13 protein-coding genes and 1 pseudogene are annotated in these 20302 nt (G+C 68.2%); 7 read left to right on the plus strand and 7 right to left on the minus strand.

Annotation, left to right across the window (positions count from 1 at the left end; all coding sequences use genetic code 11):
- Nucleotides 1-2: 2 nt before the first annotated feature.
- The 3 genes from dsbD to FFS62_RS17520 all read right to left on the minus strand — a co-directional run bounded on the left by dsbD (nucleotide 3) and on the right by FFS62_RS17520 (nucleotide 5587).
- A complete protein-coding gene (gene dsbD / locus FFS62_RS17510; protein WP_137974127.1) occupies nucleotides 3-1802 on the minus strand; it encodes a protein-disulfide reductase DsbD in 1800 nt (599 codons plus the stop codon).
- Nucleotides 1803-1909: 107 nt separating this feature from the next.
- Nucleotides 1910-3871 carry a methyl-accepting chemotaxis protein gene (locus FFS62_RS17515; RefSeq protein ID WP_137974128.1) on the minus strand — a complete coding sequence of 654 codons (1962 nt, stop codon included), beginning with the start codon at nucleotides 3869-3871 and terminating at the stop codon, nucleotides 1910-1912.
- Nucleotides 3872-3952: 81 nt separating this feature from the next.
- Complete coding sequence (locus FFS62_RS17520; RefSeq protein WP_171016366.1) at nucleotides 3953-5587, minus strand: PleD family two-component system response regulator; 1635 nt, start codon at nucleotides 5585-5587, stop codon at nucleotides 3953-3955.
- Between the two features lie 228 nt (nucleotides 5588-5815).
- Here FFS62_RS17520 and FFS62_RS17525 point away from each other — a divergent pair, with 228 nt between their 5' ends.
- From FFS62_RS17525 to speA, 4 genes and pseudogenes are all read left to right on the plus strand, one after another.
- A complete protein-coding gene (locus FFS62_RS17525; RefSeq protein ID WP_137974130.1) occupies nucleotides 5816-6886 on the plus strand; it encodes a DUF2333 family protein in 1071 nt (356 codons plus the stop codon).
- Nucleotides 6886-7418: pseudogene (locus tag FFS62_RS17530) on the plus strand (NUDIX hydrolase). The gene FFS62_RS17525 and the pseudogene FFS62_RS17530 overlap by 1 nt, the downstream one beginning before the upstream one ends.
- 392 nt (nucleotides 7419-7810) lie before the next feature.
- On the plus strand, nucleotides 7811-8182 hold the full coding sequence (locus FFS62_RS17535) for a translation initiation factor Sui1 (protein WP_137974131.1): 372 nt from the start codon (nucleotides 7811-7813) through the stop codon (nucleotides 8180-8182).
- A gap of 119 nt (nucleotides 8183-8301) precedes the next feature.
- Nucleotides 8302-10215 carry an arginine decarboxylase gene (gene speA / locus FFS62_RS17540; RefSeq protein ID WP_137974132.1) on the plus strand — a complete coding sequence of 638 codons (1914 nt, stop codon included), beginning with the start codon at nucleotides 8302-8304 and terminating at the stop codon, nucleotides 10213-10215.
- Nucleotides 10216-10409: 194 nt separating this feature from the next.
- Here the strand turns inward: speA and FFS62_RS17545 are convergent, their stop codons facing one another.
- Genes FFS62_RS17545 through FFS62_RS17555 form a run of 3 tightly spaced genes read right to left on the minus strand, consistent with a single transcriptional unit; the run spans nucleotide 10410 to nucleotide 13271 of the window.
- Nucleotides 10410-10865, minus strand: a complete 456-nt coding sequence (locus FFS62_RS17545; RefSeq protein WP_137974133.1) for a DUF2214 family protein — start codon at nucleotides 10863-10865, stop codon at nucleotides 10410-10412.
- 9 nt (nucleotides 10866-10874) lie between these two features.
- The gene (locus FFS62_RS17550; RefSeq protein ID WP_137974134.1) at nucleotides 10875-11912 is read right to left on the minus strand and encodes a sensor domain-containing diguanylate cyclase; all 1038 of its coding nucleotides are present in this window, start codon (nucleotides 11910-11912) and stop codon (nucleotides 10875-10877) included.
- A gap of 12 nt (nucleotides 11913-11924) precedes the next feature.
- Nucleotides 11925-13271 (minus strand): MATE family efflux transporter, encoded by a 1347-nt coding sequence (locus tag FFS62_RS17555; protein ID WP_137974135.1) that lies wholly within the window; start codon nucleotides 13269-13271, stop codon nucleotides 11925-11927.
- 161 nt (nucleotides 13272-13432) lie between these two features.
- On the opposite strand from FFS62_RS17555, the gene FFS62_RS17560 reads away from it, so the two are divergent.
- A complete protein-coding gene (locus FFS62_RS17560; protein WP_137974136.1) occupies nucleotides 13433-13897 on the plus strand; it encodes an aminoacyl-tRNA deacylase in 465 nt (154 codons plus the stop codon).
- 3 nt (nucleotides 13898-13900) lie between these two features.
- On the opposite strand, the gene FFS62_RS17565 is transcribed toward FFS62_RS17560, so the two are convergent.
- A complete protein-coding gene (locus FFS62_RS17565) occupies nucleotides 13901-14803 on the minus strand; it encodes an AraC family transcriptional regulator (protein WP_137974137.1) in 903 nt (300 codons plus the stop codon).
- Between the two features lie 106 nt (nucleotides 14804-14909).
- On the opposite strand from FFS62_RS17565, the gene FFS62_RS17570 reads away from it, so the two are divergent.
- Together FFS62_RS17570 and FFS62_RS17575 are read left to right on the plus strand one after the other, a co-directional pair.
- On the plus strand, nucleotides 14910-15251 hold the full coding sequence (locus FFS62_RS17570) for a carboxymuconolactone decarboxylase family protein (RefSeq protein WP_137974138.1): 342 nt from the start codon (nucleotides 14910-14912) through the stop codon (nucleotides 15249-15251).
- A gap of 100 nt (nucleotides 15252-15351) precedes the next feature.
- Nucleotides 15352-20259, plus strand: coding sequence for an alpha-2-macroglobulin (locus tag FFS62_RS17575; protein WP_137974139.1), 4908 nt, complete (start codon nucleotides 15352-15354; stop codon nucleotides 20257-20259).
- The last annotated feature ends 43 nt before the right edge of the window (nucleotides 20260-20302 follow it).

A 20302-nucleotide genomic window follows, 5' to 3' on the forward strand; every position in this document is an offset into this window, starting at 1 on the left:
CGTCAGTTCTGGCGGGAGGCGGCGCGGGTCAGGCGTTCGGCGAAGTCGGCGGCGCTGATTTCACCTACGACACGCAGATCCGACCATTCGTCACCGTTTTCACCGAAGAACAGGATCGCCGGCGGGCCGAACAGCTGGTAGCGGTCGAGCAGGGCGCGCTGGTCCTCACGGCTCTCGGTGATGTCGAAGCGGATCAGTTGATAGCCGCCCAGTTGCGCGGTCACCGCCGGCGCCGTCAGCACCTCACGCTCGATCACCTTGCAGCTGATGCACCAGTCGGCGTACCAGTCCAGCAGCAGTGGCTGGCTGGCGCTTTTCGCCGCGGCCAGGGCGGCGTCCAGTTCGGCCGGGGTGGTGATGGTCTGCCATTCGCTGTGGGCAACGCTGGTTGGCGCGCTGGCGACGGCGGCCTCGGCGCGGCCCAGTGGGCGCAGCGGATCGCTCGCGCCCTGCAGTGCGCCGATCCAGGCGACTACCGCATAGACCAGCAGCGGCAGGCCGAGCAGCTGGGCCAGTTTCTGATGATGGGTCTTGGGCGTCAGCTCCAGTACGCCCAGCCACAGGGCGACGCCGGCGGCCAGCAGGCCCCACAGTGCCAGGGCGATCGGGCCAGGCACCACGCGCTCCAGCAGCCACACGGCGACCGCCATCAGCAGGGCGCCGAAGGCATTGCGCACGCTGACCATCCAGGGGCCGGATTTCGGCAGCAGGGCGCCGCCGCCGACGGCGAACAGCACCAGCGGCGCGCCCATGCCCAGGCCCAGGGCGAGCAGCTTGAGGCCGCCGCCGAGGGCGTCGCCACTGGCGCTGATATACAGCAGGGCGCCGGCCAGAGGTGCCGATACGCAGGGCGACACCAGCAGGCTGGAGAGCACGCCGAGGGCCGCTGCGCTCAGCACGGTGCCGCCGTTCAGACGCTGGCTCAGGCGCTGCAGCGGGCCGTCGAGGGCAGCCGGCAGGCGCAGTTCGAGGAAGCCCAGGCTGGCGGCGCCGAACAGGGCGAAGAACACGGCGAAGGGCGCCAGCACCCAGGGCGACTGCAGGCGTGCCTGCAGATTGAGCTCGGCGCCGAACAGGCCCATCAGCGCGCCAAGGATGGCGAAGCTGATCGCCATCGGCAGCACATACGCCAGCGACAGCACCAGGCTCCGCGCGCCGCCCGGCTGACCGCGCAGGACCACGCCGGTGAGGATCGGCAGCATCGGCAGCACGCAGGGGGTGAAGGTCAGGGCCAGGCCGCCGAGGAAGAACAGCGCCAGCTCCTTCCAGGTCCAGCCGCTTTGCGCGGGTGTGGCGCTCGGCGCAGCGGCGGGCTGGGCGGTCGGTGCGGCGCCCTTGCCATCCACCTCGATGCGTTCGTTCTCCGGCGGGTAGCACAGGCCCTTGTCGGCGCAGCCCTGGTAGCTGACGTGCACGGTGAAAGGCAGGTCGATGGGGTTGTCGATCGGCAGGGTTACGTCGGTGATGCCGTAGTACACCTCGACATCGCCGAAGTATTCGTCGTGTTTGGGTTCGCCGGCCGGCAGCACGGTCTCGCCCTTGGCCAGGTCGCTGGGCTCGATGCGGAACTGGAAGCGGTGGCGGTAGAGGTAGTAGCCCTCGGCGTTGACGAAGCGCAGCTTCACCGACTTGGCGTCGCTGCTCACCAGGCTCAGGCGGAACGCATCGCGTACCGGCAGGAAGTCGCCGCTGTTGTTCAGCGGCGCATCGTCGATGATGCCGCGCGGGGCGGGATCGTCGAACAGGCCGGCCAGGGCGGGCAGAGTGAACAGCAGCAGGAACAGGGGCAGCAGACGGCGCATGGCGGGCTCGCACGAGAGACGTGGCGGCATCATACCCAAGTCGGCCGAGCGACCCTAGGCGACGCAACGGCGCAGTGCGTGAGCGGATATTGCTGGTGGATGGTCGGCTACAGGCGGAAGGCCTGTACCGCCGTGTGCAGGCGCCCGCCCAGCTGCAGCAGCTGCTCGCCCTGGGCACGGCCCTCGCCGATGCGGGTCAGGTTGTCGCCACCCAGGTGGTGGATGCGTTCGCTACGGTCGCGGATCTCGCTGGCGGCGCCGCCCTGCTGGGCGGTGGCCTCGGCGATGCGCTCGGCCATGCTGGCGATGGTGCGAATGGCCACCACCACCTCGTCCAGCGCGCCGTCGGCCTGCTCGGCCTGGCCGGCGGTGGCTTCGGCATGTTCGACCTGGGCGCGCATGGCGCTGACCGATTGCTGCGCGGCCTGCTGCAGGCGCGCGATCAGTTGCTGAATCTCCTCGGTGGCACCGCTGGTGCGCTGGGCCAGCGAGCGCACTTCCTCGGCCACCACGGCGAAGCCGCGGCCCATCTCGCCGGCGCGCGCCGCCTCGATGGCGGCATTCAGGGCCAGCAGGTTGGTCTGTTCGGCGACGCCGCGGATCACCGTGAGCACCGAGCCGATGGTGGCCGTCTCGGCCGCCAGCTGTTCGATGGACTGGGCATTGCCCTGCACCTCGCCGACCAGCCCGTGCAGGCCGTTGAGACTCTGTTCGATCACCCGCTGGCCCTGCTCCACGGCGCGGCTGGCGGAGCGGCTGGCTTCGGCAGCCTGGCTGGCGTCGCCGGCGACGCGGGCAATGGTGCCTTCCAGTTCGCCGAGGGCATCGCGGATCTGCGCGGTGTCGGCCAGCTGGCGCTCGGCACCGCCATGCAGGCCCTGACTCAGCTCGGCCAGGGTGCGGCTGCTGCCGGCCACCTCGCCGGCGTGCTGGTGGATGGTGCCGACCAGTTCAACCAGGTAGCGGCGCAGGTGATTCAGCGAGTCCTCGATGTCGCGCATCTCGCGGGTCCGCGCCTGCAGCTGGATGTCCGCGGCGAAATCGCCGGCGGCCCAAGTCGACAGGGCCGGGGCCAGGCGGCTGAGCACGCTGCCCAGGCGGCGCTGGATCTGGTCCAGGCCCAGGGCGATCAGCAGGATCAGGCCGATCACCAGGCCCTGGATCAGGCGCGCCTCGCCCTGGATGCGGCCGTGTTCGGCTTTTACCAAAGGTTCGAGGCCGGCCAGGGCCTGCTGCATCTGCTCGATCCGTGCGGCGCTGGCGCTGGCCAGCTCGCTGCGTTGCTGGATCAGCGCGCGGGTGCGCGCCAGTTCCGCCGGGTAGCGTTTGAGCAGGCTGGCGAAGTCGCGTTTGAGGGCGATGCCCTTGTCTTCCGCCTGCTGCTGGTCGGCGTCGCCGGCCAGGCCGAGCAGGTCGGCGAAGCTGCTGGTGGTATCGGCGCTGTCGGCCACGCCAAGCAGCGGCAGGGCGCCCAGCGCGCTGGCCTGCTGGGTGAGGGCGCCCAGTTCGCGCTCCACATCGCCGGCCAGTTCGCTGCGGCCACTGCTCACCAGCTTGCCGCGGGCATGGCCCAGGCGCGCCAGATGCTGCGCCGCCGCGAACAGCGGCTGGGCATAGCTGGCAGCCTGTGGATTGCCGCTGTCGACGGCGTAGCGCGCCAGCTGGTCGAGGGCTCCGCCCATCTCCCGCTCGGCCTGCAGCAGCAGGCCCTGCGGATCACCTGCCAGCTTGCCGGCGGCGAGCAGGTCGCTGGAGGCGAAACGGTTCAACTCTTCCAGGCTGGGGCGCAGGGTGTCGGCCAGTTCGCTCGGCAGCCCACTCAACTGCGCCTCCAGTTCGGCGATGGCCTGGGTCGCCCGGCTGTGGCGCACGGCATCGCCGCTGGCCAGGTAGGCCTGCACGTTGGCGGCGATCTGCTGCTGGAACTGCTGGGACAGGTTGAGGTAGCGCTGCATCAGCAGGTAGGGCTGCTCCAGCGCCCGCTCCGACCACCAGAGCGTGCCGCCCAGGGCCAGACAAGCGGTGATCAGGAGGGTGGTGGAGAGGTTGGTGAGCTGCTTGAGACGCATGTTCGGACACCGGAAAACTACTGAGGCGGTGTCCGCAGGTTATTGCGGTTTGGTTGCGGTTTTATGACGCTGTGACGTGGTTCACGTCGACTCGCCCAGGTAGATCTCGACCCGGTTGCGGCCGCCGCGTTTGGCCACGTAGAGCGCCTCGTCGGCCTGCTTGGACAGGCTGTTGCTGTCCATGCCCTCGCTCATCTCGGCGATGCCGCAGCTGAAGGTGCAGCTGAGGTCGTGGGGTTGGGCCGGGTAGTGGATCTCGGCGAAGCGCCTGCGGATCTCGTCGAGTACCTTGGCCGCGGTGACGGCATCGGTATCGGTCAGCACCACGGCGAATTCCTCGCCGCCGTACCGGCCGATATGGTCGGTCTTGCGCAGGCGTTGCTTGAGGAACAGCGCCAGGCTCTTGATCACCCGGTCGCCCATGGGGTGGCCGAAGGTGTCGTTGACCTTCTTGAAGTGGTCAATGTCGAGCATGGCGAAGGTCAGCGGCTGGCCGTCGCGACGGGCGCGGAAGCGCGCATCTTCCAGCAACTGCAGGGTGTGGGTGTGGTTGTACAGCCCGGTAAGGCTGTCGCGCACCATGCGCGCCTTGAGGTTGCGCGCCCGCGCCGCGCGGTTGCGCACGGTGGCGATCAGGTGGCGCGGCTTGATCGGCTTGGTCAGGAAGTCGTCGCCGCCCTCGCTCATGGCGTCGAGCTGCTTATCCAGGTCGTCCTCGGCGGACAGATAGATGATCGGCACGCTGACGTAGCGGTCGTTGTGGCGAATCACCTTGGCCAGCTCGGTGCCGCTGCAGTCGGGCATGTACATGTCGAGGATGATCAGGTCCGGCTGGAACTCGGCCAGCTCGGCCATGGCCTGGATCGGCTCGGTCAGGGTGCGGGTGACGATGCCGGCGCTGTTCAGCACACGCTCGGTATGGGTGGCCTGGGCCCGCGAATCGTCGACGATCAGCACCTTGTACGGGTCGTAGTGGACCACGTTAGTGAGGATCTCGATGCGCTCGATCAGGCTCGAGGCGTCCAGGCTGCCGGTGAAGAACTCCTGGCCGCCGGCGCGTACCGCCGCCAGGCGGGTCGGGGTGTCGACGTCCTCGTGGCTGAAGAACAGCAGCGGCAGTTTGTGCTCCAGGCCCTCCTGCGCCTCGCCAGCCAGAACCATGCCCTGGCCGGGGCCGGCGAAGTCCACTTCCATCAGGATGGCGGCCGGGTGACGCTCGGCCATGGCCGCGCGGAAGGCCTCCGCGCTGGCCAGTGGTTGGGCGTAAAGACCGAAGAATTCCAGTTGCTGGGCCAGGCGCTCGGCACGGTCCTGGTCCTGCAGGGCCAGGTACACCGGCTTGCGCAGCGGGGGCAGGAAGGTCTGCTCGTACTGGTCGCCATGGCGCAGGCCGGTGCGCGACAGGCGCTGCATCAGCTGGTTGAGTTCGGTGATCAGCTGGCTGGTCAGGCGGCCGCGGTTGGCTTCGACCGCTTCCAGGCATTGGACGATGGCGCGGGCCAGTTGGACATGCACGTCCTGCTCGAAGCGCTCGGCATAGCGCAGCAGGCCGAGATTGGTCTCGGCCAGTTCGGACATCACGGCGGCGCCCCATTCTTCCTGCTGCAAGCGCTGCCACACCTCGAGTACCTGGCGCGCCTGGTGGATCACGCGTTTGGCGAAGTGCAGCTTGAGCCGATCGCGGCTGGGGTCTTCTTGCTCGTTCATGACTCGCATCTATCGTTATTCAGCCTTGTGGGCTGGATGATGGCGTGATGCTACCACTGGTGATATCCCTGGGAACAACCATCGGTCATTTGGCGTCAATTTTCCAGCATTTGGCCGAATCAGCGGCATCGAGCCCACTCTGTCACTGCTCCGACCCTGAGCTTCACTTATAGTGCAGACAACGATCGGCCGCGGATAAGGTCGGATCAAGCGAAGACGCAATCAAGGATCAAGATCATGCTGGACTGGAAGAATCGCGCAGGCGAGCTGCGTGGCAACGTCGATGACAAGGCCGATGGCGTGCGCAGCTACGCCGCCGGTGGCTGGCTGGGCAAGACTGTCGGCACCTTGCTGGGCCTTTATCTGCTGGGCGCCATGCTGGTGGGCTGGTACTGGAGCCAGGAACCGGAGCTGTTCCCGGTGCAGCAGCACGCCCAGGCGGCGGCCGAGCAGGCCCAGCGCAAGCTGGTCAGCGGCTACACTACGGTGGAGACCCTCAAGCAGGTGTCCGAGACCCTGCTGAGCAAGCCCGGCGGCTACCTGTCCAACGACATCGCCCCGCCCGGCCTGTGGCTGGACAACATGCCGGCCTGGGAATACGGCGTGCTGGTACAGGTGCGCGACCTGTCGCGGGCCATGCGCAAGGACTTCGCCCGCTCCCAGTCGCAGTCTACCGAGGACCCGAACCTGGCCAAGGCCGAGCCGCGCTTCAATTTCGACAACAAGAGCTGGGCGCTGCCGGCCTCCGAGGCCGAGTACACCGAGGGCATCAGGTCGCTGGATCGCTATCTGGCGGCCCTGGCCGATCCGAGCCAGCCCAGGGCGCAGTTCTATGCCCGCGCCGACAACCTCAACAACTGGCTGGGCGATGTCGCCACTCGCCTGGGCTCGCTGTCCCAGCGCCTGTCGGCCAGCGTCGGCCGGGTGCGCCTGAATACCGATGTGGCGCCCAACCAGCCGATCCCCGAGGGGCAGATCGTGCCGGTGCGCGAGGAAGAGGTGAAGACGCCCTGGCTGCAGATCGACAACGTGTTCTACGAGGCCCGTGGCCAGGCCTGGGCGCTGTCGCACATGCTGCGTGCCATCGAGGTGGACTTCGGCGACGTGCTGGCGAAGAAGAACGCCACCGTCAGCGTGCGGCAGATCATCCGCGAGCTGGAGGCCGCCCAGGAGCCGCTGTGGAGCCCGATGATCCTCAACGGCAGCGGCTACGGCGTGCTGGCCAACCACTCGCTGGTGATGGCCAACTACATCTCCCGTGCCAACGCCGCGATCATCGACTTGCGGACCCTGCTGAGCCAGGGCTGATGGCCAGTGCCGAACGCGAGGCGGCCCATCGCGCCGCCTCCGACGCCGAGCGGGTCGCCTGGGTCGACGAGCAGGACCGACTGCTCGGCGGCCTGCCCCGCGCCGAGCTGCGCGAGCGTGGTCTGATCGGCCGCGGCACCTTCATCCTGCTGTTCAACTCTCGTGGCGAGCTGTGCGTGCACCGGCGCACCCTGAGCAAGGCCATCTATCCCGGCTACTGGGACGTGGCGGCCGGCGGCATGGTCGGCGAGGACGAGAGCTATGCCGAGTCCGCCGCCCGCGAGCTGGCCGAGGAGCTGGGCATCGCCGGCGTGGCGCTGCGCGAGCATGGGCGCTTCTACTTCGCCGAGCCGGGCAACCGCTTGTGGGCGCGGTGTTCTCCGCCGTGTCCGACGCGCCGTTGGTGCTGCAGTCGGAGGAGGTGCTGGAGGCGCACTTCATCGCGCCGAGCCAGGCCCTGAGCGATGCGCTGGAAAAGCCCTACTGCCCGGATTCGCTACAGGCGCTGCGGCTGTACCTGGCCAATCCATGACGCAGCGTAGGGTGGCCTCGCCGCGCAGCGGCAGCCCACCTTCGGTTGGTGTACTGCCTTCGGCGAGTACACCCTACGTTGTACCTGACCTGATTCTCAGGCGTCGCTTGCCAAATGCCGGGTTGTGGCTTGCGCGATGAACCCTGCTGCAACCCGCGCCGGGCGCGGATTTGTGCAGTATTTCCGTGCGTGGCGTGCGCTATGCCGCACGAGGTCGCCAATCCGTCGATCAATGGCGCAATTTCGCACTTAGCACGCAGGGCTTTTGCCCTTACACTGCGCCACCTTCAAAGCCAGGCGCCATGCCTGGTTGCGCTGCCCCTGCCTGAGTGGGGCCCCGCGGCTGACCTCGTTCAGCCAGTCGCTATCCTGACCCCTACGAGGAAAAGCCGGTGGTCAAGAAAGCTTCGTCGTTCTCCGCCCTGAGCGGTCTCGTCTATTCCACCGATGGCGGTCGGCATTGCCCCGACTGCGGCCAGCCGGTGGATGCCTGCATCTGCAAGAAGAGCGTCATCCCCGAAGGCGATGGCATCGCCCGCGTGCGCCGCGAGACCAAGGGTCGCGGCGGCAAGACCGTGACCACGGTGACCGGCGTGCCGCTGGCCGAGGCCGAGCTCAAGGAGCTGGCCAGCGCGCTGAAGAAGCGTTGCGGTTGCGGCGGCGGGCTGAAGGACGGCGTCATCGAAATCCAGGGCGACATGGTCGAGCTGCTGCTCGAAGAGCTGACCAAGCGCGGATTCAAGGCCAAGAAGTCCGGCGGCTGACGCGCCACTTCCTAAACTTCCAGGTAGGAGGGGCAGTCCACTCTCCTGCAATCGTCACATCCATACTCTTATATCTGCTGCCGGGCGGCAGCTCTTTATCTGCCTCACAGGAGACCTCGATGGCCGCAAGACGCACACGCAAAGACGACGGTAGCCAATGGACAGTTGCGGACAGCCGCAGCGTCTACGGTATTCGCCACTGGGGCGCCGGCTTCTTCTCGATCAACGATGCCGGCCGCGTCGAAGTGCGTCCCAACGGCCCGGACAGCGCGCCGATCGACCTCTACGCCCAGCTCGACGGCCTGCGTGAGAGCGGCCTGTCGCTGCCGCTGCTGGTGCGCTTCCCGGACATCCTGCAGTCGCGCGTGCGCCAGCTGACCAGCGCCTTCGACGCCGCCATCGAGCGCCTCGAATACGGCAGCCGCTACACCGCCCTGTACCCGATCAAGGTCAACCAGCAGGAAGCGGTGGTGGAAAACATCATCGCCACCCAGGACGTTTCCATCGGCCTGGAGGCCGGCTCCAAGCCCGAGCTGATGGCCGTGCTGGCGCTGGCGCCGAAGGGCGGCACCATCGTCTGCAACGGCTACAAGGACCGCGAGTTCATCCGCCTGGCGCTGATGGGGCAGAAGCTCGGCCACAACGTGTTCATCGTGATCGAGAAGGAATCCGAGGTGCAGTTCGTCATCGAGGAGGCGGCCAAGATCAAGGTCACTCCGCAGGTGGGCCTGCGCGTGCGCCTGTCCTCCCTGGCCTCCTCGAAGTGGGCCGACACCGGTGGCGAGAAGTCCAAGTTCGGCCTGTCCGCGGCGCAGATCCTCTCGGTAGTGGAGCGCCTCAAGCAGGCCAAGCTGGACCAGGGCATCCGTCTGCTGCACTTCCACATGGGCTCGCAGATCGCCAACCTGGCCGACTACCGCAAGGGCTTCCGCGAGGCCATCCGCTACTACGGCGAACTGCGCGCCCTCGGCCTGCCGGTGGACCACATCGACGTCGGCGGCGGCCTGGGCGTGGACTACGACGGTACCCATTCGCGCAACGCCAGCTCGATCAACTACGACATGGAGGACTACGCCGCCACCGTGGTCGACATGCTCAAGGAGTTCTGCGACCGCCAGGACATCCCCCATCCGCACATCTTCTCCGAGAGCGGCCGGGCCATGACCGCGCACCACGCCGTGCTGGTGGTGCAGGTGACCGACGTGGAGCGCCACAACGACGACGTGCCGGAAGTCGATGCGTCCGTCGAGCAGCCGGAAGTGCTGCAGGTGCTGATCGAGCTGCTCGAGGACAGCGATCCGGAAATGGTCGCCGAGACCTACTGGCGCGCCACCCACTACATCGAGGAAGTGGCCGCGCAGTACTCCGCCGGCAAGCTGAGCCTGTCGCAGAAGGCCCTGGCCGAGCAGTGCTACTTTGCCATCTGCCGCCGCCTGCACAACCAGCTGAAGGCGCGCCAGCGCTCGCACCGCGCGGTGCTCGACGAGCTCAACGACAAGCTGGCCGACAAGTACATCTGCAACTTCTCGGTGTTCCAGAGCCTGCCGGATACCTGGGCCATCGGCCAGATCCTGCCGATCCTGCCGCTCACCCGCCTGGAGGAGGAGCCGCTGCGCCGCGCCGTGCTGCAGGACCTGACCTGCGACTCGGACGGCAAGATCAAGCAGTACGTCGACGAGCAGTCGATCGAGACCAGTCTGCCGGTGCACGAAGTGCGCGAGGGCGAGGACTATGTGCTCGGCGTGTTCCTGGTCGGTGCCTACCAGGAAATCCTCGGCGACATGCACAACCTGTTCGGTGACACCGACTCGGTGAACATCTACCAGCACCCGGACGGCAGCGTGTACCACACCGGTATCGAGACCCACGACACCATCGAGGACATGCTGCGCTATGTGCACCTGTCGCCCGAGGAGCTGATGACCTACTACCGCGACAAGGTGGCCAGCGCCAAGCTCACCGCCAACGAGCGTGCGCAGTACCTGGATGCGCTGCGCCTGGGGCTGACCCGTTCGTCGTACCTGGCGACCTGAGGGCTGTTCGCAGAGGCGCCCCCCTCTCCCTCCGGGAGAGGGCCGGGGTGAGGGTCACGCAAGCAGTGCGCGGCCGCTTCCCTAACTGCTCCAAGCAAAAAAAGCCCGGCAATCGCCGGGCTTTTTCATGGGCGCTCGTAGCCCGGATGCAATCCGGGAAGACCTCCCCGGATTGCATCCGGGCTACCTGCGACTTAGCTGAAGTAACCCACGCCGCGCGCCATCAGGCTGGCCAGGAAGGGCAGGCAGACCAGGATCAGCAGCTCCAGGCGGATCACCATGATGGTGCGTTTGGCCTGGGCCGGCGTGATGGTCGGCGCCTTGCCGGCCAGCAGGTCGTTGCGCCAGTTGAAGAAGGTCAGGGTCGGCAGGATCGACAGCAGGCCGACCAGGATGAACAGGCTGACCTTGGCGTGGAACACCCAGTTGTGCAGGTAGTAGTCCAGGCCCTTGCCGAACCAGATCACCCGCGCTAGCCCGGTGAGCAGGACCAGGCCGGCGCTGGCGCCGTAGATCATGTCGATGCGCAGCAGGCGCCGCGCCGTGACCACATCCAGATCGGGTTTGAACAGCACGTGCTCGCAGGTGAGCAGGGCGAACAGCACGAAGATCGACAGGTAGTGCAGGCTGGCGGCAATGGCGTCGGCCATGGGAACTCCTCAGGTGGCGGGTTCGGCGTGGACCGTTCTGTTGCGGCCCTGTTTCTTGGCAAGGTACAGGGCCTGGTCGGCGCGTTCCAGCAGGTCGCCCTGGTTTTCCCCCGATAGCAGCAGCGCGGTGCCCAGGCTGATGGTGACCGGCAGCGGCTTGGAGGCGACCGTCATCGGCGTGTCGCCGATCGCCTTGCGCATGCGCTCGGCGATATGGCTCAGCTCGCCGGCGTCGTGCACCGAGACCAGGGCGATGAACTCCTCGCCGCCCAGGCGCACCAGCAGGTCGTCCGGGCGTAGCGCCGCGCCCATGCGCCGTGAGCTCTCCCACAGCACCTGGTCGCCGCCGGCATGGCCGAACTGGTCGTTGACCTGCTTGAAGTGGTCTAGATCGCCGTAGATCAGGCCCAGGCGCAGGCCGGCGCTGGCGGCGCTGGCCAGTTCGCGGGAGAAGAACTGGTTGAGGGCGGCGCGGTTCCACAGCTGGGTCAGCGGGTCGATCAGCGCCTTGCGCTGTTCGCGGTCCACGGCCTCGCGCAGTTTGTGCGCCTGCAGGCTGACGCTGCGCAGCTGCAGATAGCCTTCCACCAGGGTGGCCAGGTCGCGCAGGCGCACACGCTCCTGCTGGTTCAGGCCGCGCGGCTGCGGGTGCAGCATGCACAGGGTGCCGATAGGCTGGTTGTCGCCGCTGTACAGCGGCTGGCCGGCGTAGAAACGGATGAAGGGCGGCCCGGTGACTACCGGGTTGTCGGCGAAGCGCGGGTCGAGGTGGGCGTCTTCCACCACCAGCGAGCTGCGCGTCGCCACGGCGTGGGCGCAGAAGGAGATGTCGCGCGGGGTCTCCGCCACGTCCAGGCCGATGCGTGCCTTGAACCACTGGCGGTCGCGGTCGATCAGGCTGATCAGCACCGTCTCCACCTCGAACAGCTCGCGGGTCAGGCGCACCAGGGTGTCCAGGTACAGCTCGGCCGGTGTATCGACCACATTCAGATTGTCTAGCGCCTGTTGGCGCAGGTGTTCGTCGGCAGGGCAGGGGGCAGGCAACATATCCGTCTCCGCTCAGTAATTCGCGCCGAACCAGGCGTCTCGTCGGCGCAGCTGCCAGGCCTGGATGGCCAGAGTCAGACCGCGCATCAGCATGAAGCATAGAAAAGCCAGCCACAGTCCGTGGTTGCCCAGGCCCTGCAGCAGCCAGCCGAGCAGCAGGCCGAGGACCACGCTGAGCAGCATCGCATTGCGCATCTCGCGGGCTCTGGTGGCGCCGATGAACAGGCCGTCGAGCAGGTAGCTCCACACGGCGATCAGCGGCAGCAGCGCCAGGTACGGCAGATAAGGGTAGGCGGCGCCGCGCACTTCGGCGATGTCGCTCTGCAGGTCGATGAACAGTCGCCCGCCGAGCAGGAACAGCCCGGCGAACAGCAGGCTGCCGAACAGCGACCAGCCCCCGGCCACCACCAGTGAGCGGCGCAGGGTGAGGCGATCATTGGCGCCGATGGCATGTCCGCACAAGGCCTCCACCGCATGGGCCAGGCCATCCAGGGCGAAGGCGGCGACCAGCAGGCCGTTGAGCAGCAGGGCATTGGCCGCCACCGTGGCATCGCCCAGGCGGGTGCCCTGCACGGTGATGAGGAAGAACACCAGGTGCAGGGCCAGGGTGCGGATCAGGATGTCGCGGTTCACCGCCAGCAGCGCCTGCCAGCCGCGCCACTGGCGCAGGGCATCCAGCGAGATCCGCCCCGGATGGCGGCCGAGGGTGTGCCAGGCCAATGCCAGGCCGAGCAGGGCGCCGCACCACTCGGCGACCACCGAGGCCCGCGCCGAGCCGAGCACGCTCCAGTCCAGGCCGAGGACGAACCACAGGTTGAGCGCGACGTTGAGCAGGTTGGTGGTCAGCATCACCGCCAGCGCGCCGCGGGCGTTCTGCGTGCCGAGCAGCCAGCCGACCAGGGCGGCGCAGGCCAGGGTCGCCGGCAGGCCGAACAGGCGGGCGTGGAAGAAGTCGCGGGTCAGCGCATCCAGCTCGGCCGAGGGGCGCATCAGCTGCAGCGCCAGGTCACTCAGCGGCATCGCCAGCAGGCCGATCAGCAGGGCGATGGCCGCCGCCAGCACTAAACTCTGCAGCAGCACCAGGCGCAGCGCGCCGCCATCGCCACGGCCGACCGCCTGGGCGGCGAAACCGGTGGCGCTCATGCGCAGGATGCCGAACACGCCGACCAGCATGGCGTACAGGCTGCCACCCACCACCACCGCGCCGAGCTGCTGAGTGTGCGGCAGGTGGCCGATCACCGCCGCATCCACCAGAGCCACCAGCGGCACCGAGAGATTGGACAGGATCATCGGCGAGGCCAGCGCCCACACCCGGTGGTGGGTCGGTGCGTGACGCCAGGCGTCGAGCAGTGCGGACATGGGCATCCCCGGAAAAAGGCCGAATTATAGGCGTGCCGGCATAGCGCCATAGCGACTATGCGTGGGCCTCGATAGCAGCAAGCGTTGCATGCGCTGCCACGGGTGCCGGCAGCGGCACGGCTAGACTGATACTACCGGTGCCACAGCAGTCGAGGTGGATCATGCACATGGCCGAAACCCTGGCCCGCAGCCTGAAGCGGGCCGACTGTCATTTCGATCTGGTCGAGCACGAGCACTCCGCGACCAGCCTGGAGTCGGCGCGCAAGGCCGGCATTCCCGCCACACGCATGGCCAAGCCGGTGATCCTCGACGACCGTCGCGGCCACTACCTGATGGCCGTGCTGCCGGCCAACCGCCAGCTCGACCTGGGCAAGGTGCGAAGCGGTCCCTGGCGCTGGCAGCTGACCAGCGAGCAGAGCCTCGGCGGCCTGTTCAAGGACTGCGAGCGTGGCGCCATTCCCGCCCTGGGCGAGGCCTACGGCATGGGCATGCTGATCGACCCGCTGCTGGCCCGCCAGGCCGATATCTACCTGGAAGCCGGCGACCACCAGAACCTGGTGCGCCTGCCGATCGAGGAGTTCTTCCGCTTGGCGCCCAATGCCCGGCTGTGCGAGCTGAGCCTGTAGACGCTAGTCGACTGCGCGCCCGGCCTGTCGGTAGCGACCCGGCGCATCGCCATGGCATTGCCTGAAGGCGCGGCTGAACGCCGCCGGCGACTCGTAGCCGACTTCCAGGGCCACCGCGTTCAGGCTCAGCGTCGAGGTGCGCAGCAGCAGGCGGGCCTTCTCCATACGCAGACGTGTCAGCATGGCCCCCGGCGAGGTACCGGCCAGGGCCGCGAAGTTGCGGGCGAAGGTGGCCCGTGACTGGTTGGCCAGCGCGGCCAGCTCGCTCACGCTCCACGGCCGCGCGGGATCGTCGAGCATCGCCTGCCAGGCCCTGGCCAGGCGCCGATCGGTCAGCAGCGCCAGCGCGCCGCTCAGCACCGGCTGCTGCTCCAGATGGGTTCGCAGGATCAGGGTGAAGAGGGCGCCAGACAGGTGGTCGATCAGGCTGCGCGCACCCTGCCGGGCGGACTCGGCCTCCTGGCGCAGCAGCTCCACCAGGGCGGCAAGGCTAGAGTTCGCCTGTATCGGCAGCAGGAGTACTTCGGGCAGGGCGTCGAACAGCGCCGACCCGGGTGCGTGGTGGAAGTGCCCGCAGAACATGTCCAGGCCATTCGTACCGCGGCCGATCCGCACCCTTGGCAGGGCGCCGAAACGATCCTGTTGCGGCCTGCCGGGCGTTCCCTCGCCGTGGCTGAGAATATGCGACGCGCCATGCGGCAACAGCAGCAGCTGTCCCTCGCGCAGCGGCAGATGGCGGCCATCGGACAGCGACAGCCGACACTCGCCGCTCAGGACGATGTGGTAGGCGGCCTCGCTCGCCGGCAGCTGCGGGTGGTCCAGATGCCAGCTGCCATGCAACTGACAGCGCAGGTCCAAGGTGCCCTGTACTGCAGCCAGGGCTATCAGGCGATCCAGAGGAGTCATTGAGCGTCCGGAGCAAAGAGTCGAGCGTAGCGGACATACCCGGCGCGCGGAAAGCCGGGAGACTGCAGGTGTCGGCCGCTGTGGCCCCTCACTCAGGAGAAACACCATGCTGTTCAACTGGTCCGAACATGTCCCCGCCGTGAAGAAAGCCTTCGGCGCCCTGGGCAAGTCCCACCCGAAAATGCTCAGCGCCTACCAGGCGCTGGAGGCGGCAGCCAGCGCCGACGATGCGCTGGACGCCAAGACCCGGGAGCTGATCTCGCTGGCCGTGGCCATCACCACCCGCTGCGATGGTTGCATCGGCGTGCATGCCGAGGCGGCGCGCCGTGCCGGGGCCAACGAGGCCGAGGTGGCACAGGCCCTGGCCACGGCTATCGCCCTCAACAGCGGGGCTGCCTATGTCTACTCGCTGCGCGCACTGGAGGCGTTCGCCAGTACGGCCAGGTGAGGCCGGTCGGCCACGTAGATCGTGGCCTGGTCGCTCGAATGGCGGGGGACGCTGAACTATAGTGCTGAGCTTCTCCCGCCACTCTTCCGAGAGTTCCGCCATGTCGTACAAAGGATTGTTTCTGGCCGCCACGCTCGCCCTGCTGAGCGCCTGCGATTCCTCCACTCCCGACACCCCCGCGGCGCCCCAACCGGGCAAGCCGGCAGCCCAGCAGGACGCCGCCCGCCCGGCGGTGGACAAGGCCGAGTTGAGCAAACGCTACGCCGGCCGCGAGCTGAGCGTGGCGGACGCCTCGGAAGTGCAGCTGGACGGCGCCAGCACCCTGTCGGTGAGCTTCAGCGTGCCGCTGGACCCGGAGCAGGATTTCGCCAGCAAGCTGCACTTGGTGGACAAGAAGACCGGCAAGGTCGACGGCGCCTGGGAGCTGTCCGACAACCTGATGGAGCTGCGCCTGCGCCATCTGGAGCCGCAACGCAGCCTGGTGCTCTCGGTCGACCGCGGCCTGCGTGCGATCAACGGCAGCGAACTGGCCGCCGAGTACAGCGCCACCATCGACACCCGTGACCTGCAACCCACCGTCGGCTTTGCCAGCCGCGGCTCGCTGCTGCCGACCCGCCTGGCCGAAGGCCTGCCGGTGATCGCGCTGAACGTCGACAAGGTCAACGTCGAATTCTTCCGCATCAAGCAGGAGTCGCTGCCCGAGTTTCTCGCCCAGTGGGGCCGCAGCGCCAACCTCGATACCTGGCAGTCGCGCGAGCTGCTGCCGATGGCCGAGCTGGTCTACAGCGGGCGCTTCGACCTGAATCCGGCGCGCAACACCCGCGAGACCCTGCTGCTGCCGATCGCCGGCCTGGAGCCGTTCAAGCAGCCCGGCGTGTACCTGGCGGTGATGCGCCAGGCCGGCACCTACAACTATTCGCAGCCGGCGAGCCTGTTCACCCTCAGTGACATCGGCCTGTCGGTGCACCGTTACCACGGTCGCCTGGACGCCTTCGCCCAAGCCCTGGAAGGCGGCAAGGCGCTGGAGGGCGTCGAGGTCGAACTGCTTGGTGGCAATGGCCAGGTGCTGGCCAGCGCCAAGACCGACGATGCAGGCCATGCCGAACTGCCGCTGCCGGACAAGGCCGCCGTGGTGCTGGCCCGCCAGGGCGAGCAGACCAGCCTGCTCAACCTCAGCAGCCCGGCCCTGGACCTGGCCGAGTTCGACATCGCCGGTGCAGTGGCCAACCCGCTGCAGTTCTTCGTGTTCGGCCCGCGCGACCTGTATCGCCCGGGCGAGCTGGTGCTGCTCAACGCCCTGCTGCGCGACGCCGATGGCCGCGCGGTGAAGCCGCAACCGGTCAACGTGGAGGTGCGCCGGCCGGACGAGCAGGTCAGCCGCAAGTTCGTCTGGGAGCCGGGTGACAACGGCCTGTACCAGTACAAGCTGCAACTGGCCGGCGAGGCACCGACCGGGCGCTGGCAGCTGCTGTTCGACTTCGGCGGCGGTCGCCAGCAGATCTATGAGTTCCTCGTCGAGGACTTCCTCCCCGAGCGCCTGGCTCTGGAGCTGAAGGGCAGCGACAGCCCGATCAAGCCGAGCGACGAGGCGCGCTTCCAGGTCGAGGGCCGCTACCTCTACGGCGCGCCGGCCTCCGGCAATCGCCTCACCGGCCAGGTCTACGTGCGCCCGCTGCGCGAGGCGGTCAAGGCGCTGCCCGGCTACCAGTTCGGCTCGGTCACCGAGGAGGAACTGAGCCAGGATCTGGAGCTGGAAGAAATCACCCTGGACGCCCAGGGCAAGGCCACGGTCGGCGTGGAGAATCGCTGGGCCGAGGCCAAGTCGCCGCTGCAGCTGATCCTCCAGGCCAGCCTGCAGGAATCCGGCGGTCGCCCGATCACTCGGCGCCTGGTGCAGCCGGTGTGGCCGGCCGAGCGCCTGCCGGGCCTGCGCGGCCTGTTCGACGGCGAGAATGTGGATGGCGACGGCCTGGCCGAATTCGAAGTGCTGCTGGCCGACCCGGCCGGCAACAAACTGGCCAGCGACAACCTGCAGGTGCGTCTGATCCGCGAGCGCCGCGACTACTACTGGAGCTTCTCGGAGAGCGAGGGCTGGAACTACCACTACAACGAGAAGTTCCTCAACCTGGGCGAGGAGGGCGTCAAGGTCGCCGCCGGCGGCACCGCCAAGGTCAGCTTCCCGGTGGAGTGGGGCCCTTACCGCATCGAGGTCACCGACCCCGAGACCGACATCACCAGCAGCCTGCGCTTCTGGGCCGGCTACTCCTGGCAGGACAACACCGAAGGCGGCGCGGTGCGCCCGGACCAGGTCAAGCTGGCGCTGGACAAGCCCGCTTATGCTGCCGGCGACACGGCCAAGGTCACCGTCACGCCACCGTCCGGCGGCAGCGGCTACCTGATGGTCGAGTCCAGCGACGGTCCGCTGTGGTGGGAAGAGATCGAGGTGCCCGCCGAGGGCAAGAGCTTCGACATCCCCCTGGCCAAGGACTGGGCGCGACATGACCTGTACGTCAGCGCCCTGGTCATCCGTCCCGGCGAGCGCAAGGCCAATGCCACGCCCAAGCGCGCCGTGGGCCTGCTGCACCTGCCGTTCGACCGCGCGCCGCGCCAGCTGCAGGTCAGCCTCGAGGCGCCTGCGAAGATGCGTCCGCAGCAGCCGCTGAAGGTCAAGGTGCAGGCGAAGAACGCCGACGGCAGCGCGGCGCAGAAGGTCAACGTGCTGGTGGCGGCGGTGGACGTCGGCATCCTCAACATCACCGAGTACAAGACGCCCGACCCGTTCGCCGAGCTGTTCGGCCGCAAGGCCTATGGCGTCGACCAGCTCGACGTCTACGGCCAGCTGATCGAGGCCGGCCAGGGTCGCCTGGCCAAATTGGCCTTCGGTGGCGACGCGGCGCTGGCCAAGGGCGGCAAGCGCCCGGACACCAGTGTCACCATCGTCGCGCTGCAGAGCGTACCGATCGAGCTGAACGCCCAGGGCGAAGGTGACGTCAGCCTGGACATCCCCGACTTCAACGGCGAACTGCGCCTGATGGCCCAGGCCTGGACCGACGAGCGCTATGGCATGGGCGAGGGCAAGACGGTGGTCGCCGCGCCGCTGGTGGCCGAGCTGTCGGCGCCGCGCTTCCTCGCCGGTGGCGACGAGACCAGCGTGGCCCTGGACCTGACCAACCTTTCCGGAGCCGCACAGCAGCTCGAGGTGCAGATCGAGGCCGAGGGCCAGCTCAGCCTGGCGGACCCCGCCGGCCACAGCGCACCACTGGCCCTCGACCAGGCCCAACGCCATACCCTGCGCATTCCGGTGCGAGCCGTCGGCGGCTACGGCACCGGCGTGCTGCGGGTCAAGGTCAACGGCCTGAGCCTGCCGGGCGAGAACCTGCCGGCCTTCAGCCGCGAGTGGCGCATCGGCGTGCGTTCGGCCTGGCCGGCGCAGCAGAAGCACCTGCGCAGCGTGCTGCAGGGTGGCAGCTGGCAGCTGCCGGCCGGCACCCTGGCGGCCTTCGAGCCGGCGGGGCGCGAGGCGCTCCTCAGCGTCTCCAGCCGTCCGCCGCTGAACCTGGCCGAGCAGATTCAGGCGCTCAGGGCCTATCCATACGGCTGCTTGGAGCAGACCACCAGCGGCCTGTATCCGTCGCTCTATGCCGATGCGGCGACGCTGAAGAAACTCGGCCTGGAAGGCGAGCCGGAAGAGAAACGGCGCAACTCCATCGAGATTGGCATCGAGCGCCTGCTCGGCATGCAGCGCTACAACGGCAGCTTCGGCCTGTGGGGTTCGGACAGCGACGAGGAATTCTGGCTGACCGCCTACGTCACCGACTTCCTCCTGCGCGCTCGCGAGCAGGGCTTCGCCGTGCCGCCGGAGGCGCTGGAGAAGGCCAACGAGCGCCTGCTGCGCTACCTGCAGGATCGCCAGCTGGTCGACGCCGGCTACAGCGACAACCTCGACCACACCCGCTTCGCCGTGCAGGCCTACGCCGGCCTGGTGCTGGCGCGCAGTCAGCAGGCGCCGCTGGGCAGCCTGCGTGCGCTGTACGACCGCCGTGGCGACGCCAAGTCCGGCCTGCCGCTGGTGCAGCTGGCCGTGGCCCTGCAGAAGATGGGCGACAAGCCGCGCGCCGACGAGGCCCTGGCCTTCGGCCTGGGACTCGGCCGCCAGCGCCAGGAGTGGCTGGCCGACTACGGCAGCCCGCTGCGTGACCAGGCGCTGATCTACGCCCTGCTGGAGGAGAACGACCTGGCCGCCGGCAGCCGTGACCAGCTGCTGTTCAGCCTGGCCGAGGAGCGCGCGTTGCAGGACTACCTGTCGACCCAGGAGCGCAACGCCCTGTTCCTCGCCGGCCGTGGCCTGATCAAGACCCCGGAGAAGAGCTGGAACGCCGTGCTCGAAGCCGGCGGCCAGGTGCGCGAGCTGAGCAACGGCCAGCCGGCGCTGAAGCTGGAGGGCGCCAGCCTGAGCGAGCCGCTGAGCCTGAGCACCGGCTTCGCCCACAAGCTCTACCAGCAGCTGACCATCTCCGGTTACCCGACCTCGGCACCGGCGGCGCGCGGCAATAACCTCAGCATCGAGCGCGGCTTCTACGGCCTGGACGGTCGCCCGCTGGACCTGAACAACCTGGCCAGCGGCCAGCTGGTGCTGGTGCACCTGACGGTGCGCGCCGAGGAGCGGGTGCCCGACGCCTTGGTGGTGGACCTGCTGCCGGCCGGCCTGGAGCTGGAGAACCAGAACCTGGCGCAGAGCGCCGCCAGCCTGGACGACGCCAGCAGTGCGGTGAAGGAGTGGCAGAAGTCGATGCAGAACGCCGCGATCAAGCACCAGGAGTTCCGCGACGACCGCTTCGTCGCCGCCCTCGACGTGAACGGCTACGACACCACCCACCTGCTGTACCTGGCCCGCGCCGTCACCCCCGGTACCTACCGGGTGCCGCCGCCCCAGGTCGAGTCGATGTATCGCCCGGCGTGGAACGCAGTGGGCGCCGCACCGGCGCAGCTGGTGGTGCGCGAGCGCTGAGTGATAGCGGCCCCGGCACTCGCCGGGGCCGCCAATCCAGCAG

Origin of the sequence: Pseudomonas sp. F(2018) (assembly GCF_005508865.1) — a bacterium.
GTDB lineage: Bacteria > Pseudomonadota > Gammaproteobacteria > Pseudomonadales > Pseudomonadaceae > Aquipseudomonas.

Excerpts from the sequence above, each read along its gene's own strand:
- dsbD (WP_137974127.1), bottom strand. The coding sequence starts at position 1,802 with ATGCGCCGTCTGCTGCCCCTGTTCCTGCTGCTGTTCACTCTGCCCGCC.
- FFS62_RS17515 (WP_137974128.1), bottom strand. The coding sequence starts at position 3,871 with ATGCGTCTCAAGCAGCTCACCAACCTCTCCACCACCCTCCTGATCACC.
- FFS62_RS17520 (WP_171016366.1), bottom strand. The coding sequence starts at position 5,587 with ATGCGAGTCATGAACGAGCAAGAAGACCCCAGCCGCGATCGGCTCAAG.
- FFS62_RS17525 (WP_137974130.1), top strand. The coding sequence starts at position 5,816 with ATGCTGGACTGGAAGAATCGCGCAGGCGAGCTGCGTGGCAACGTCGAT.
- speA (WP_137974132.1), top strand. The coding sequence starts at position 8,302 with ATGGCCGCAAGACGCACACGCAAAGACGACGGTAGCCAATGGACAGTT.
- FFS62_RS17545 (WP_137974133.1), bottom strand. The coding sequence starts at position 10,865 with ATGGCCGACGCCATTGCCGCCAGCCTGCACTACCTGTCGATCTTCGTG.
- FFS62_RS17550 (WP_137974134.1), bottom strand. The coding sequence starts at position 11,912 with ATGTTGCCTGCCCCCTGCCCTGCCGACGAACACCTGCGCCAACAGGCG.
- FFS62_RS17555 (WP_137974135.1), bottom strand. The coding sequence starts at position 13,271 with ATGTCCGCACTGCTCGACGCCTGGCGTCACGCACCGACCCACCACCGG.
- FFS62_RS17560 (WP_137974136.1), top strand. The coding sequence starts at position 13,433 with ATGCACATGGCCGAAACCCTGGCCCGCAGCCTGAAGCGGGCCGACTGT.
- FFS62_RS17565 (WP_137974137.1), bottom strand. The coding sequence starts at position 14,803 with ATGACTCCTCTGGATCGCCTGATAGCCCTGGCTGCAGTACAGGGCACC.
- FFS62_RS17570 (WP_137974138.1), top strand. The coding sequence starts at position 14,910 with ATGCTGTTCAACTGGTCCGAACATGTCCCCGCCGTGAAGAAAGCCTTC.
- FFS62_RS17575 (WP_137974139.1), top strand. The coding sequence starts at position 15,352 with ATGTCGTACAAAGGATTGTTTCTGGCCGCCACGCTCGCCCTGCTGAGC.